This is a genomic window from Rhodococcus sp. NPDC004095 (genome assembly GCF_053604015.1).
In genome coordinates this window covers 192,551-206,309 of the sequence record NZ_JBSGGS010000007.1, presented here as the reverse complement: position 1 = coordinate 206,309, position 13,759 = coordinate 192,551, and the positions used below count along the sequence as shown (strand labels likewise).

Sequence of the window (13,759 nt, the reverse complement as noted above, 5' to 3'; positions counted from 1 at the left end):
ATAACGTGTTCTACATGAGCAAGCAGGAATACGACATCGTCGTCGTCGGCAGCGGCGCTGCCGGCATGACCGCCGCCCTGACCGCCGCCCACCAAGGGCTGAGCGTGGTCCTTCTCGAGAAGGCCGCCCACTGGGGCGGTTCGACGGCCCGCTCCGGCGGTGGCGTCTGGATCCCCGGCAACAAGGCGCTTCTCGCCGCCGGCCGGCCGGACGACCGCGAGGAGGCGCGCAAGTACCTGCACTCGATCATCGGCACCGCGGCGCCGAAGGAGAAGATCGACACCTACATCGATCGCGGTGCCGAGGCGTTCGACTTCGTCCTCGACCACAGCCCGCTGAAGATGAAGTGGGTTCCCGGCTACTCGGACTACTACCCCGAGGCCCCCGGCGGCCTGTCCTCCGGACGCTCCTGTGAGCCGGCGCCTTTCAACGCGAAGGTACTCGGCGCCGAACGTTTCAACCTCGAGCCGCCCTACAGCAAGGCTCCGCTCAACTTCGTCGTCACCCAGGCGGACTTCGTCAAGCTGAACATGATGAAGCGCCAGCCCCGCGTCGGCATGACCCGCGCGATGCGTGTCGGCATCCGCGCCACCTGGGCCCGCGTCACCGGCAAGCACCTGCTCGGCATGGGCCAGGCTCTCGCCGCCGCCATCCGCAAGGGCCTGCAGGACGCGAAGGTCCCCGTTCTCCTGGAGACGCCGCTCACCGGCCTGATCGTCGAGAACGACCGCGTGATCGGCGTGCGCGCGACACACAAGGGCGAGGAGGTCGAGTACATCGCTCGCCACGGCGTCGTCCTGGGCACGGGAGGCTTCGAGCACAACGCGGAGATGCGCGCGCAGTACCAGCGTCAGCCGATCACCACCGAGTGGACCACCGGCGCCCCGGCGAACACCGGCGACGGCATCCGCGCCGGCCGCGACCTCGGCGGCGCCCTGGACGTGATGGCCGACGCGTGGTGGGGCCCGACGATCTTCAAGAGCGGCAAGCCGTGGTTCTGCCTCGCCGAGCGCAATCTTCCCGGCTGCATCATCGTCAACGCCGAGGGCAAGCGGTTCGGCAACGAGTCCGCCCCCTACGTCGAGGCGGTGCACACCATGTACGGCGGCACCTACGGCGAGGGCGAGGGTCCGGGCGAGAACATCCCGGCATGGCTCGTCTTCGACCAGCGCTACCGCAACAACTACATGTTCGCCGCACTCCAGCCGGGACAGAAGATCCCGTCCCGCTGGATGGAGAACGACAACATCGTCAGCGCGCCGACGCTGGCCGATCTCGCCGCGAAACTCGGTGTGCCCGAAGCGAATCTCGCCGCGACCGTGGAGCGCTTCAACGGGTTCGCCGCGACCGGCGTGGACGAGGACTTCCACCGCGGTGACAGCGCCTACGACAAGTACTACGGCGACCCGACCGTCAAGCCGAACCCGTGCCTGGCCGCGCTGGTGCAGGGCCCGTTCTACGCGGCCAAGATCGTTCCCGGCGACCTCGGCACCAAGGGTGGCCTCGTCACCGACGTCAACGGTCGCGTCCAGCGCGAGGACGGGTCGACGATCGAGAACCTCTACGCGGCGGGCAACACCAGCGCGCCCGTGATGGGTCACACCTACGCCGGCCCCGGCGCCACCATCGGACCCGCGATCACCTTCGGATACCTCGCCGCGCTCGACATCGCCAAGCGCGCGAAGACCGCCGAACCCGATTCCGCCGCAGCCACTTCGAACTGACAAGGAACCGACGTTGCCCATCGATCCCTCGATCGCGATCGGCGCCGAACTGCCGGCAGTCGACTTCACCTGGACCGCCTCGGACGTCCAGCTCTATCACCTCGGCGTCGGCGCCGGCGCACACCCGCTCGACCAGCGGGAGTTGCGCTACCTCGACGACGCGAAGCCGCAGGTGTTGCCCACCTTCGCCACCGTGGTCGCGAGCATCCACGCCACCGAGGCCCCGCGGGTCTCGTTCCCCGGCGTCGAGATCGACCTGGCGAAGGTCGTCCACGGCAGCCAGGAAGTGACAGTGCACCAGCCGATTCCGGCGCACGGCAGCGGCCGCACCACCACGCGGATCGCCGAGGTGTGGGACAAGGGCAAGGCAGCGGTGGTCGTGCAGGAGTCGATCACCACCGACACCGAGGGCAATCCGCTGTGGACGGCGCGGTCGTCCATCTTCGCCCGCGGCGAGGGCGGATTCGGCGGGGAACGGGGCCCCTCCGAGTCCGTCGAGTTGCCGGACCGCACCCCGGAGCACGAGGTCGAGGTGCCCACCCTGCCGCAGCAGGCCCTGCTGTACCGGATGTGCGGCGACCGGAATCCACTGCACTCCGATCCCGAATTTGCCAGCGGTGCAGGCTTTCCCGCGCCGATCCTGCACGGTCTGTGCACCTACGGCATCGTCTGCAAGGCTGCGGTCGACACCGCACTGGACGCCGACACGACCCGGGTGAAGGGCTACAAGGCCCGGTTCGCGGGTGTCGTCTACCCCGGCGAGACGCTTCTCGTCCGGATCTGGGAGGAACCGGGACGGCTGCTGATCTCCGCCTCCGTCCCCGAGCGCGAGAATTCTCCCGCATTGGCTGACGTGGTCCTCACCCTCGCCTAAGATCCTGGACACTCGACCAAGTCAGCTCGACACCCAGATTTCCCCCTCCCCCCTTTGCAACACGTCTGGAGTTACGCATGTCGAAATCGGACAGCAACACCGGGTTTTCCCGGCGCGGCTTCCTCACCGCGGGGGCCGGCGCCCTCGCGGTGACCGCAATGGGCGGGTGGACGCCCGTCTACGCCCTCCCGCTCGACACCGGGTCCCTCGGCTCCGGTTCCGGTTCGGGGTCGGCCGGTGGCGGCGCCACCCTGCCCGCACCCCCGAACTTCCCCACCGACATCGATCTCGCGCAGCAGGCCTACCAGAACTGGTCCAAGGAGATCATGCTGGACTCGGTCTGGACCGCGAGCCCGAAGAACTCCGGTGACGTTGTCCGCCTGACCAACTGGGCACACGCGAACGGTTACACGCTGCGACCCCGGGGCGCCATGCACGGCTGGACGCCGCTGACCGTCGTCGACGGCGCGTCCGTCGACAAGGTCATCCTCGTCGACACCACCAAGCACCTCAACGGTGTCGTCGTCAACGCGGCCGGTTCCCCCGCGACCGTGACCGCCGGCCCCGGCGCCACCCTCGACGCCATCACCTCGGCGCTGCAGGACAAGGGACTCGGCTGGGCGAACCTGCCCGCACCCGGCGTCCTGACCATCGCGGGCTGCCTCGCGGTCGACGCGCACGGCGCTGCGCTGCCCGCCGCCGGTCAGAGCGCGCAGCCCGGTCACACCTACGGCTCCCTGTCGAACCTCGTCACCTCACTGACCGCCGTGGTGTGGAACGGCACCGAGTACGCCGAGCGTTCCTTCTCGCGCAACGACCCGAAGATCCGGCCGCTGCTGACCGCCCTCGGCCGCACCTTCATCACCTCGGTCACCATGCAGGCCGGCCCGAACTTCCGGATGCGTTGCCAGAGCATCACCGACATCAAGTGGCAGGAACTGTTCGGCGCCAAGGGCGCGTCGGGCCGCACGTTCCAGAGCTACGTCGAGTCCAACGGTGGCGTCGAGGCGATCTGGTACCCCTTCACCGAGAAGCCGTGGCTCAAGGTGTGGTCCGTGTCGCCGAACAAGCCCTCCGGCGCGAAGGAGGTCAACGCCCCGTACAACTACCCGTTCTCGGACAACCTGCCCGAGACGATCACCGACCTGCTCGGCAAGATGAACAGCGGCGCGCCGGGTATCGCTCCCCTGTTCGGCCAGACCATGTACGCGACCACCGTCGCCGGCCTCGCCGCGACCAACTCGTCGGACATCTGGGGCTGGTCGAAGGACATCCAGTTCTACATCAAGGCCACCACGCTGCGGCTGACCGAGGGCGGTGGCGCCGTCATCACGAGCCGCGACAAGATCGGCCAGGTCATCCACGACTTCGCCGAATGGTTCAACGGGCGCATCGAGTTCTACAAGGCGAAGGGCCAGTACCCGCTCAACGGGCCCGTCGAGATCCGCTGCTGCGGCCTCGACCAGCCGGACGACGTCGTGGTGCAGTCGGCGGGTGCGCCCACCATCTCGGCGATGCGTCCGCGGCCGGACCACCCGGAGTGGGACACCGCGATCTGGCTGAACGTGCTCGGCGTTCCCGGCACCCCCGGCATGTTCGCGTTCTACCGCGAGATGGAGCAGTGGATGCGCTCGCACTACTCCGGTGACGACTACACCTTCCGCCCGGAGTGGTCGAAGGGCTGGGCGTTCGGACCGGAGAAGCCGTACACCGACGGCGGCATCATCAGTGGCGCACTGCCGCAGAGCTACCGCGACGGCCTGCCCGCGGGCGACAACTGGGACACCGCTGTCGCGGTGTTCAACGAGTTCGATCCGCACAAGGTCTACAGCAACACCTTCATGGATCAGCTGCTGCCGTGAGATCTCCCGCGGCGGGGTCGTCAGTGCCCGCCCCGCCGCGGTGACCCAACGCGATGAAGGTCCGGTGCCGTCGGCACCGGACCTTCATCGCGTTCACGGTCCTTCGCGTTCACCGCTCGGCGGCAGCAGCGCGACAACAACGGCCGCAACCGCCACCGCGGCGCCGATCCAGTACATCGTGGTGAACGCCGACAGCGTCGGCACCGTCACACCGGCCACGGTGATCGTCGATGCGGCCAGGACCGCCGCGCCGACCGCGGCCGCCGAGGACGTCCCGATCGACCGCATCAGTGCATTGACCGCATTGGCAGTGGCCGTCTGGTCGACCGACACCGCGGTCGTGATCATCACGGGCATCGCGGCCAGCGCCATCGCGACGCCGCTGGAGATCAACGCGGCACTGGTCACCACGACCGGAACCCCGGATCCACCGACCGCGCGAAGCACGTAGCCGACGGCGATGATCGCCGCACCGGTCGAGAGGGTCACCCGTGCGCCGCGGCTGCGGGTCAACCGCGAGGACAGCGGCGCGAGCACCACCATCAGCAGACCGCCGGGGACCATCGCCAGGCCGGCGGCCGCCTCGGACAGCCCGGGCCCGTAGCCGCTCTCGACCGGCGCCTGCAGTTCCTGCGTCGCGGTGTAAGCGCTGAGGAACATCGCGAAGCCGAGCAGCACCCCGCACACGTTGGCGATCAGCACCGGTCGCAGCATTGCGGTCCGCAGGTCGACGAGCGGGTCACTGCTGCGCAACTGCAGCCGCACCCACAGCGCCATCAACAGCACTCCGCCCACCGCGCATCCGACGGTGGCCCGACTACCCCACCCCCACTGACCCCCCTTGGAGATCGCGAGCAACACCGCGGTGAGCGCGCCCGTGAGGACCACCGCGCCGACCAGGTCGAAGCGGCCGCGTGCCCGCACCGGCGACTCGGGGACCACGACGATCAGCAGCACCACCATCAGCAGGCCGACGGCGCCGGTCACCCAGAACAGGGCGGGCAGACCGAGATGGGCGTAGATCACCCCGGCCATCGGCATGCCGAGCATGCTGCCGATGCCCATGGTGCCGCTCATCAACCCGACCGCCGCGCCCAGCCGCTCCGGCTCGAGGATGTCGCGCATCAACCCGACCCCCACCGGGAGCAGGGCGATCGCGAACCCCTGCATCACCCGGCCGACCACCACGACGGCGAACACCTGCCCGAGGGCCGCGATCACCGAACCGCAGACCATGACCGCCAGGCACAGCAGCATCATCGCGCGCTTGCCGGTCAGGTCCGCCAGTCGTCCGATCAACGGTGTGGCGACCGCGCCGGTGAGCAGGGTGGCGGTCACCAACCAGGATGCCGTCGTGTGGGAAACCCCCAGTGCCACGCTGAAGGCCGGCAGGATCGGCACGACCAGCGTCTGCTGGAGCGCGACGACCACGCCGGTGAAGCTCAGGACCGCGACGATCAGTCGCTGTCGCACGCCGCTGCCGGGGGCCGCCGATACGGCGGCCGGTCCGGCGGTGTGGTTCCGGGTGACGCTCACCCGGTGACGCGAGCGGCGTTGCCTGCGTCGATCGGAAGCACGGTGCCGCTGATGTGCGCGCTGGCCTCGGCGGCGAAGAAGAGGACGGCGCGGGTGATCTCCGCCGGTTCGAGCCACGGCACCGGCTGCGCGTGCAGGGACTGGAACACCGGCGCGACGTCGTCGCGCGTCGGGGTCTCCAGGTCGGGACGCATCATCGAGTAGAGCGCGGCGTTGTGGATCATCGGCGTCGAGATGTTGCCGGGGGCGATCGCGTTGACGGTGATGCCGTTCTGGGCGAGGTCGAGCGCCGCGCTCTTGGTCAGACCGATCACGCCCCACTTCGATGCGGCGTAGGCCGCCATGTTCGTGTTGCCCGCACGCCCGAGCATCGACGAGATCGTGACGATCCGGCCGTACCCGCGCGCGATCATTCCGGGCGCCACGGCGCCGACGGTGTTGAAGACACCGGTGAGATTGCTCGAGATGGTCTCGTTCCACTGCGCCGAGGTCATGGACTGGACCGGCGCGGCAACGGACACACCGGCGTTGGCGACGGCGATGTCGACGCGACCGAATTCGGCCTCGGCGCGCGCCACCAGGGCGTCCATGGCCGCGCGGTCGGCGGTGTCCGCCTTGACCGCGATGCAGCGCCGTCCGGCCGCCTCGACCAGCCGGGCCGTCTCGGCAAGGTCCTCCTCGGTGGCGAGCGGGTAGAAGACCGCCTCGCTGTTCTCGCAGCGGTCGCAGATCACGACGTCCGCGCCCTGCTCCGCGAAGGCCACCGCGTGCGAGCGCCCCTGTCCCCGGGCACCGCCCGTGACCAGTGCAACCTTGCCGTCGAAGTCACCCATGTCGTCCTCCTCCTAGTCGGGTTCGATCCATCAGTACCCCGTCGACGACCGTCGGCGCGCGACAATCTCGACCAGCGGTACTCCTCCGCCCACCTTGCCCCGAATTGTCTGGTTTCTCCGCACGACGGCCACCACTGTCGATATGTTGGGCCCGGCCGACCGACCGCCGACCACGATGGGGCTGCCATGGACTCCGCACTGTCGACCACCGCCCTGCCGATCGCATTGGCGATCATCATGTTCGGACTGGGTCTGTCACTGACCGTCGCCGACTTCGCCCGGGTCGCGCGGCACCCGAAGGCGGTCGCGATCGCCCTCGTGTGTCAGCTCGTCGTGCTGCCGGCGATCGCGTTCGGCCTGGTTCTGCTGTTCGACCTGCCGCCACTGCTCGCGGTGGGCATGATGCTGCTTGCAGCCTCTCCCGGCGGAACCACCGCGAATCTGTTCTCCCACCTGTTCCGCGGTGACGTCGCACTCAATGTGACTCTCACGGCGGTGAATTCGGTGATCGCGGTGGTGACGCTGCCGCTGATCACCAATCTCGCGATCGACCACTTCGACCCGCCGGAAGGTGGCGCGCTGGGACTGCAGTTCGCCAAGGTGGTGCAGATCTTCGCGATCGTGCTGGTGCCGGTCGCGGCCGGGGTGTGGGTTCGCCGGGTCCGGCCCGTGTTCGCGGACCGAATGGATCGCCCGGTTCGGATCGGTTCGGCCGTGGTGCTCGCACTGGTCATCGTCGGCACCGTGATCGCCGAACGCGAGAACGTCGGCGGCTACCTCGCCGACGTGGGTGTCGTGGTGCTGATCTTCTGCCTGCTCAGCCTCACGATCGGCTACTTCGTGCCCCGCGCGGCGGGTGTCACCGACCGCCAGTCCGTTGCCTGTTCGATGGAGATCGGTATCCACAACAGCACGCTCGCGATCACGATCGCGATCAGCTTGCTCGACAGCACCCGGATCGCGGTGCCCGCGGCGGTCTACGGCGTGGTGATGTTCCCCGTCGCAGCACTGTTCGGGTGGGCGATCACCCGCCGGCGCACTCCCGCAGGCGAACCGTCCACGGGACCGGACGAGGTCACCGCCGACTCCCGCTGACACAGCAACGAGAGGCGACTGCGGGCACGGTCCAGGTCCGGCCGGCCCGCCGCCGGCCCCGATCGCCAATCCGCGCCGATGACGGTGAGCGCGACGTCGGCGTCGTACAGGACGTCGACCAGCGTGCAGAACCTCGCCGCCCCGAATTCGGTCGCCTCACCGATCTCCGGAACGCCGCTGACGACCCAGCGGCGATGATCGGCCACGAGTTTCAGGTAGTCCGCGGCGCCCGTGGGCGCTTCACACAGATCCGCGAAATCGAACCAGACCAGTCCGTCACGACACGCCATCGCCGTCACGGGTCGGCCACAGGGAACGAGGGTGACCCGCTCGCCTTCCCGAGGCAGCTCACCGGCCGCCAACCGCGCCTGATACGCGCCGGACGCGAATCCACTTCCATCGGTGCGGGATCCGTTCCGATAATCCCGGCCCCCGTCCAGGCTCACCACGGTGAGCCTGCGGCGCAGACGATCGATCGTCGGCAGGAACGCATCGTGGTACAGCGGGTTCGGCATCAGTCCGTCCGGCGGGTAGTTGGACGTGAGCACCAGCGTCACTCCCCGCGCGTCGAGGGTGTCGAGCAGTCGCGTGAGCAGGACCCCGTCCGCGACGTCGTGGACGTGGAACTCGTCGAAGAACAGCACCTCGCAGCCGCCCATCATCCGGTCCAGAGCCTGCGCGATGCCTTCCGTGTGGACGAGCTCGTGCAGTCGGGTGAAGAAGTCGTGGAAGTGCACCCGCAGCGTCCGCGCACCCGACAGCGTCGCCCGCAGCACATCGATCATCCAGGTCTTGCCCCGTCCCACCGGGCCCCACAGATAGATCCCTCGCCCGCCGCGCGGGTCCAGGTCGGACAGGACCGCCGCGACGGCCCGCTGGTGCGGGTCGAGGGCGAACCCGCCTCGTCGAGCGGCGGCGTCGAACACTTCCTGCGGTGCGAGCGACATGCCCGGACTCTACAAATGTAGAGTCGACGAAGACAAGGCCGGAAGAGCCGACGTGAGCAGGGAGACACATGACCTCGACGGAGGACCGCCGGAAGTTGATCGCGGACGCCGCGCTGGACATCGTCGCGTCCGACGGCATCCGTGCCCTGACCCACCGCGCGGTGGACCGGCGGCTGCACCTCTCGCTCGGATCGACGTCGTACTACTTTCGCACCAAGCGGGAGCTGCTCTATGCCACGGTCGGGCACCTCCACGAGATATCTCGACACGAGTTCGCCCGATTCCTCGCCACGAGGACGGACACCCTGCCGGACCTTCCTGTCCTCGCCTCCGACATCGCGGCGGCGATCGACCACATGCTGGCCACCCGCGCCCGGGATCTGCGAGCCCGCTACGCACTCACCCTGGAAATGGTGCACGACAGGGAAATCCAGATCGCGCTGACGTCGAGCATCTTCTCGAAGACCCTGGCCGCAGGCATGGTCGCCGAACTCGGCTCCGCCCGGCCCGAGGTGGACAGCGCCAACTTCATCGCACTCCTCGAGGGGTTCGTGCTCGACCGGGTCGTCGGCGCAGGCGCGTTCATCGGGCCGAGGCCCGGCACTCCCGAGAGCGTGTCCGTACTCACCGCGGGAATCCTGACCTTCCTGCGCGGACTCGACCGGCGCGTCGACACCGACCCGAGCACCGCCGCCGAGCGGGATCCCGAACCGCAGCGGTGACCGGACAGGCCACGCGCCGCTGGACTGCGCCACTCACGCCGCGGCCGCCGCGACGATCACGGCACCCGCGGCCGCCGGGACCAGCACGGCGCCGAGCAGCAGTACATTCCACCCCCACTGCGGAGGTGCGCAGTCCGTCTCGAAGTCCTCACACGACCGTCGGTGCCGTCTGCGCGCGGTGCCGAGCAGCACCAGGGCGCCGAACAGCGCCACCCCGCCGACGGCCGCCGTCGCCCAACCGGGCCCCGGCAAGCACCTGACGACGAGCACGGCCAGAGCCGCAAGGGCGGCCGCCGTCCGCACCCAGGACAGCGCGGTTCGCTCGGGCTGCAAACCGGGGTCGGCCCGCACCCCAGGGGCGACGCTCATCGAACCGCCAGCACCACGAGCAATACGAGCGCGATCCCGCCGACCAGCACCACCAGCAACGCACCGAGTGCAGGCACCGGTAGGCCACGACCGTGCCGCAGTGCATTCTCGACGCCGAGCCAGCGCGCGAACGCGAACACCGACAGCGTCGCAGCGCCAGCAAGCATCCCCAGAACGAGAACGAGATGCACTGTACTGCTTACCGTTTCCGGCCCGAATGCCTCGAAGCCGACCGCACCGGCGATCAGCCCCATCGCCGTACGCATCCAGGCGAGAAAGGTGCGCTCGTTCGCGAGAGTGAACCGAGGATCGGGATCGACCCCACCCCTCAGCGCCTGCGGCCGCCATCGATGCAGCGCGACCGGACCGTCGCCGCGGGTGTCGACCCCTGCGGGCACGGCGTCAGCGAGGGACATCGCCGAGGATGGCGACGCGTTCCATCACCCGACGGTGCGGGAAGTAGTCGCTGGCGGCGTAGTGCTGGGTCGCCCGATTGTCCCAGAATGCAATCGAATTCGGCTCCCAATGGAACCGGCACTGGAAATCGGGGACCTTGGCCTGGTCGAACAGGCGCTGCAGCAACTGCAAGCCCTCGACCGGATCCAGGTCCGGGATGTGAGTGGTGAACAAGCTGTTGACGAACAGCGTCTTGCGTCCGGTCTCGGGATGCGTCCGCACGATCGGATGCCGCACCGGCGGATACTGCTCCTGCATGCGTTCCTGCTGCTCCGGCGACATCGACCGGCCGAACGACGGCATGAAGTCGTGGACCGCGTCGAGCCCGTCGATCGCGGCTTTCACCTCGTCGGACAGGCAGTCGTAGGCATTGCCCATGTCGGCCCAGAGCGTGTCGCCGCCGGCGGCGGGCACGTCGATCGCACGCAACACCGACCCGAGAGGCGGACGCTGCTGCCACGTCACGTCGACGTGCCAGATGTTCTCGGTGCCGGGGCTGTCCTCACCGCGCTCGAACCGGACCACCGACGGGACCTCGCCCTGCGGCAGCAGCGGATGCACCTCGAGCTCGCCCCAGTGCTGGGCGAAGTCTCGGTGCTGCTCGCCGGTGATGTCCTGCCCACGGAAGAACAGCACCTTCCACTCCAGCAGCGCGGTCCGCAGTTCCGCGATCACCTCGTCGCCGGGATCTCTCAGATCCACCCCGCGAACCTCGGCTCCGATGAACGGAGTCACCGGTCGCAGATCTATCGCGCGATAAGGCGCCGGGTCGAAGCCGTCGGGATTCCGGCGCATACCCCGAGGGCCGAATTCGATGGTGTGATCACCAATCTCAACTGTCCGCGAAGACGTCGACGTACTCATATCTGGCCTTTCAGGTCGATGGTCATCGTGCGGCCGGGGACCGCCGTCGGCGGCCGGCCTTGGAGTCCGCGGCTTCGAGGGATCCGACTGCCATGTCGATCAGATGGTCGACCGTTTCGTCGAAGGTGGCCTGTACGACCGGAAGCCCCTCGGTGCGCCGCTGTTCGTAGACGGCGAGGGCGGAGACGACCATGTTGTACATCAGGTCGACCCGCTCGTGGGCCGTGCGCCGCGACAGGTGCCCGAGCGCGCGCACGAGCCGGACCACAACCTCGCTGTTGGCGTCCCTGATCTCGTTCAGGGCGCCGCCCGCGAAGTCCACGGACGGCGACACCCTGGCGATGAATCGTGCATAGTGGCTGCCGTCGGGTGCTGCGCCGAGAAAGTCTGTGAGCGGCCGGATTCCGGCCTCCACCAGCGAGCGAAGGTCCTCCCCCCGGCCCTGCCCGTCGATTTCCGCGAGATATTCGTGGCGAGCCTGATTGATCTCGGTCATCCGGTACCGGAAGACCTCGATCAACAGCCCGTCCCGGCCGCCGAAGTGGTACTGCACGGCGGAGTTGTTGCGCTGACCGGCTGCTGCCGCCACGTCGCGCATGGACACCCCGTCGATGCCACGGTCGGCGAACATTCGCTCCGCCACCTCGATCATCGCGGACTTCGCATCATCGGAAGCAGCCATGCCGGAGACGATATAAGTCATTGACTTATCAGTCAAGACACTGCCTTAATTGTTCTATCCCTTTCCGCGACTGCACTATTCGAACCACAACCGAGGACAACCCTCACACGAGCCGGGCGCAACTCCCGGTGAGTGGGACCGACATTGCACCCCGCAACAAGGTGACTACCGTCACTTCTCCGGGCTCGGCGCCCACTCGCCGCCTCGTTCACGGACCTCCGCCCCTCCCCCGACGCACCTCCCGCGCAGGGGCCGGCCACCCATTGATTCGTATCCCTCAAGCAAAGGACCACGATGGCGCTCGATCTGAATCCAGCACACGGCCCCGTGCCGAGAAGCCGGCTGTTCGCCGTGCTCGCGGTGATCATTCTCTTCTCGGAGATCGCCACCTTCGAGATCCTGATGGTCTATCCCGCCATGCCGCACATGGCGCCGGCGTACCAGACACTGAACATCGCCTGGGTGGTCTCCATCGTGACCCTCACCGGAGCAACCCTGATGCCGTTGATCGGCAAGGCCTCCGACAAGTGGGGCAAGAAGCGGATCATCCTGTGCCTCGGAGCCGTCTTCGTCCTCGGCAGTGTGGTCTGTGCGCTGTCGACCTCGTTCACCGTGCTCCTGGCCGGCCGGGCCATGCAGGGGGTGCTCGTCGGAATCGTCGCCCTGTCCTACAGCCTGGTGCGGGAGATCATGCCGCGCGATTTCGTGCCGATCGCACTGGGCATGGTGGCGACCGGGATCGGCATGTCCGCGGTCGCCGGACCGTTCATCGCGGGCTGGCTGATCGACGGCTTCGGATTCGCGGGCATCTTCTGGTTCATGGCGATCTACCTCGGCATCCTGATTCCCGTCTACTGGCTCGTCGTTCCCGAGAGCCCCACCCGCGCCGATCGCCCCGTCGACTACCTCGGCACCGCCCTGCTCGGGCCCGGCGTCGCCATCCTGCTGCTCACGATCACCAAGGGAGCAGGCTGGGGATGGGGGTCGACACGGACGATCACGCTGTTCGCGGTCGGCGCACTGATGCTGGCCGGCTTCGTGGCCTGGCAGCGCGTCGCGCCGCACCCGCTGATCGACCTTCGCATCCTGTTCGGCCGCCGGTTCGGCCTGACCATCCTCGCGGTGGCGTGCGTCGGCTACATGATGAACGCGCACTCCATGCTGATGCCGACGCTGCTGCAGACCCCGGCGGGCCTTCCGGGAATCACCTACGGCGCCGGGCTCTCGGCCACCCAGTACGCGCTGTGGACGTGCCCCCTCGGCATCATGGCGATGGCCGCCGGCCCCTTCGGAGGCTGGCTGGCCAAACGATTCGGCGCCCGGCACGTCCTGCTTGCGTCCGCCACCCTGTTCGTCGGGGTGATGGTGCTCGGTGCGCAGCTCTTCACGCTGCAGTGGCAGGTCGCCATTCTCAGCGCGATCGCCGGATTCGCGGTCGGGTTCCTGCACTCGTCCAACGCCAACCTCGTCCAGGACTCGCTTCCCGCCGAGAACAGCGGGGTCGGCACCGCCATCGCCGGCGTGAGCATGCAGCTCACCTCCGCGATCGCGGTCACCCTCACCGGCGTGGTGATGTCACACCACGTTGCCTCGGTGAACCCGAAGACCCATGCGGTCCTCTACTCGGACACCGCACTGACGAACGGCTTCCTCGCCGCCGGTGCGGTCGGCCTCGTGGGAATCGTCATCTCGGCAGTGATGCGGCACGGACGGGCCCCCGCGACCGGCGGCATGGTCGAGGCATCCGAACGAGACTCGGCGACAGCCGACGCCGCGATCGCCGCACACTGACGCT

The 13,759-nt window shown here is 68.4% G+C and carries 13 protein-coding genes; 6 read left to right on the top strand and 7 right to left on the bottom strand.

Features of this window, described 5'->3' with window-relative positions; translation table 11 throughout:
- Positions 1–14: 14 nt before the first annotated feature.
- The 3 genes from kstD to ACWEPG_RS15775 all read left to right on the top strand — a co-directional run bounded on the left by kstD (position 15) and on the right by ACWEPG_RS15775 (position 4,460).
- On the top strand, positions 15–1,724 hold the full coding sequence (gene kstD / locus ACWEPG_RS15785; RefSeq protein ID WP_450112266.1) for a 3-oxosteroid 1-dehydrogenase: 1,710 nt from the start codon (positions 15–17) through the stop codon (positions 1,722–1,724).
- A 13-nt stretch (positions 1,725–1,737) separates the two neighbouring features.
- Positions 1,738–2,598, top strand: a complete 861-nt coding sequence (locus ACWEPG_RS15780; protein ID WP_452594761.1) for a MaoC/PaaZ C-terminal domain-containing protein — start codon at positions 1,738–1,740, stop codon at positions 2,596–2,598.
- Between the two features lie 77 nt (positions 2,599–2,675).
- Positions 2,676–4,460, top strand: coding sequence for a cholesterol oxidase substrate-binding domain-containing protein (locus ACWEPG_RS15775; protein ID WP_452594760.1), 1,785 nt, complete (start codon positions 2,676–2,678; stop codon positions 4,458–4,460).
- 93 nt (positions 4,461–4,553) lie between these two features.
- Here ACWEPG_RS15775 and ACWEPG_RS15770 read toward each other — a convergent pair whose 3' ends face one another.
- Both ACWEPG_RS15770 and ACWEPG_RS15765 read right to left on the bottom strand, forming a co-directional pair.
- The gene (locus tag ACWEPG_RS15770; protein ID WP_452594759.1) at positions 4,554–5,996 is read right to left on the bottom strand and encodes an MFS transporter; all 1,443 of its coding nucleotides are present in this window, start codon (positions 5,994–5,996) and stop codon (positions 4,554–4,556) included.
- Complete coding sequence (locus ACWEPG_RS15765) at positions 5,993–6,829, bottom strand: mycofactocin-coupled SDR family oxidoreductase (protein ID WP_452594758.1); 837 nt, start codon at positions 6,827–6,829, stop codon at positions 5,993–5,995. The genes ACWEPG_RS15770 and ACWEPG_RS15765 overlap by 4 nt, the downstream gene beginning before the upstream one ends.
- 186 nt (positions 6,830–7,015) lie before the next feature.
- On the opposite strand from ACWEPG_RS15765, the gene ACWEPG_RS15760 reads away from it, so the two are divergent.
- Positions 7,016–7,924, top strand: a complete 909-nt coding sequence (locus ACWEPG_RS15760) for a bile acid:sodium symporter family protein (RefSeq protein WP_452594757.1) — start codon at positions 7,016–7,018, stop codon at positions 7,922–7,924.
- On the opposite strand, the gene zapE is transcribed toward ACWEPG_RS15760, so the two are convergent.
- Positions 7,807–8,871 carry a cell division protein ZapE gene (gene zapE, locus ACWEPG_RS15755; RefSeq protein WP_452594756.1) on the bottom strand — a complete coding sequence of 355 codons (1,065 nt, stop codon included), beginning with the start codon at positions 8,869–8,871 and terminating at the stop codon, positions 7,807–7,809. The two genes, ACWEPG_RS15760 and zapE, sit on opposite strands and share 118 nt — an antisense overlap.
- A 68-nt stretch (positions 8,872–8,939) precedes the next feature.
- Between zapE and ACWEPG_RS15750 the strand changes: the two genes are divergently transcribed.
- Positions 8,940–9,593: a TetR/AcrR family transcriptional regulator gene (locus ACWEPG_RS15750; RefSeq protein ID WP_452594755.1), complete on the top strand. Its 654-nt coding sequence runs from the start codon at positions 8,940–8,942 to the stop codon at positions 9,591–9,593.
- A gap of 33 nt (positions 9,594–9,626) precedes the next feature.
- Here the strand turns inward: ACWEPG_RS15750 and ACWEPG_RS15745 are convergent, their stop codons facing one another.
- From ACWEPG_RS15745 to ACWEPG_RS15730, 4 genes are read right to left on the bottom strand one after another with little or no spacing between them, the layout of a single operon-like run.
- The gene (locus ACWEPG_RS15745) at positions 9,627–9,962 is read right to left on the bottom strand and encodes a DUF202 domain-containing protein (protein ID WP_452594754.1); all 336 of its coding nucleotides are present in this window, start codon (positions 9,960–9,962) and stop codon (positions 9,627–9,629) included.
- The gene (locus ACWEPG_RS15740) at positions 9,959–10,378 is read right to left on the bottom strand and encodes a YidH family protein (RefSeq protein ID WP_452594753.1); all 420 of its coding nucleotides are present in this window, start codon (positions 10,376–10,378) and stop codon (positions 9,959–9,961) included. Before ACWEPG_RS15740 ends, ACWEPG_RS15745 begins: the two co-directional genes overlap by 4 nt.
- Positions 10,365–11,282 carry a TauD/TfdA dioxygenase family protein gene (locus ACWEPG_RS15735; protein WP_452594752.1) on the bottom strand — a complete coding sequence of 306 codons (918 nt, stop codon included), beginning with the start codon at positions 11,280–11,282 and terminating at the stop codon, positions 10,365–10,367. Before ACWEPG_RS15735 ends, ACWEPG_RS15740 begins: the two co-directional genes overlap by 14 nt.
- Before the next feature lie 22 nt (positions 11,283–11,304).
- A complete protein-coding gene (locus ACWEPG_RS15730; RefSeq protein WP_452594751.1) occupies positions 11,305–11,964 on the bottom strand; it encodes a TetR/AcrR family transcriptional regulator in 660 nt (219 codons plus the stop codon).
- Positions 11,965–12,258: 294 nt separating this feature from the next.
- Here ACWEPG_RS15730 and ACWEPG_RS15725 point away from each other — a divergent pair, with 294 nt between their 5' ends.
- The gene (locus ACWEPG_RS15725) at positions 12,259–13,755 is read left to right on the top strand and encodes an MFS transporter (RefSeq protein WP_452594750.1); all 1,497 of its coding nucleotides are present in this window, start codon (positions 12,259–12,261) and stop codon (positions 13,753–13,755) included.
- Positions 13,756–13,759 lie beyond the last annotated feature (4 nt).

Bases quoted from the DNA above. Each gene is read 5' to 3' on its own strand.
- ACWEPG_RS15735 (WP_452594752.1), bottom strand. From the start codon at position 11,282: ATGAGTACGTCGACGTCTTCGCGGACAGTTGAGATTGGTGATCACACC.
- ACWEPG_RS15765 (WP_452594758.1), bottom strand. From the start codon at position 6,829: ATGGGTGACTTCGACGGCAAGGTTGCACTGGTCACGGGCGGTGCCCGG.
- ACWEPG_RS15725 (WP_452594750.1), top strand. From the start codon at position 12,259: ATGGCGCTCGATCTGAATCCAGCACACGGCCCCGTGCCGAGAAGCCGG.
- ACWEPG_RS15740 (WP_452594753.1), bottom strand. From the start codon at position 10,378: ATGTCCCTCGCTGACGCCGTGCCCGCAGGGGTCGACACCCGCGGCGAC.
- ACWEPG_RS15730 (WP_452594751.1), bottom strand. From the start codon at position 11,964: ATGGCTGCTTCCGATGATGCGAAGTCCGCGATGATCGAGGTGGCGGAG.
- ACWEPG_RS15775 (WP_452594760.1), top strand. From the start codon at position 2,676: ATGTCGAAATCGGACAGCAACACCGGGTTTTCCCGGCGCGGCTTCCTC.
- ACWEPG_RS15745 (WP_452594754.1), bottom strand. From the start codon at position 9,962: ATGAGCGTCGCCCCTGGGGTGCGGGCCGACCCCGGTTTGCAGCCCGAG.
- zapE (WP_452594756.1), bottom strand. From the start codon at position 8,871: ATGTCGCTCGCACCGCAGGAAGTGTTCGACGCCGCCGCTCGACGAGGC.
- kstD (WP_450112266.1), top strand. From the start codon at position 15: ATGAGCAAGCAGGAATACGACATCGTCGTCGTCGGCAGCGGCGCTGCC.
- ACWEPG_RS15760 (WP_452594757.1), top strand. From the start codon at position 7,016: ATGGACTCCGCACTGTCGACCACCGCCCTGCCGATCGCATTGGCGATC.
- ACWEPG_RS15750 (WP_452594755.1), top strand. From the start codon at position 8,940: ATGACCTCGACGGAGGACCGCCGGAAGTTGATCGCGGACGCCGCGCTG.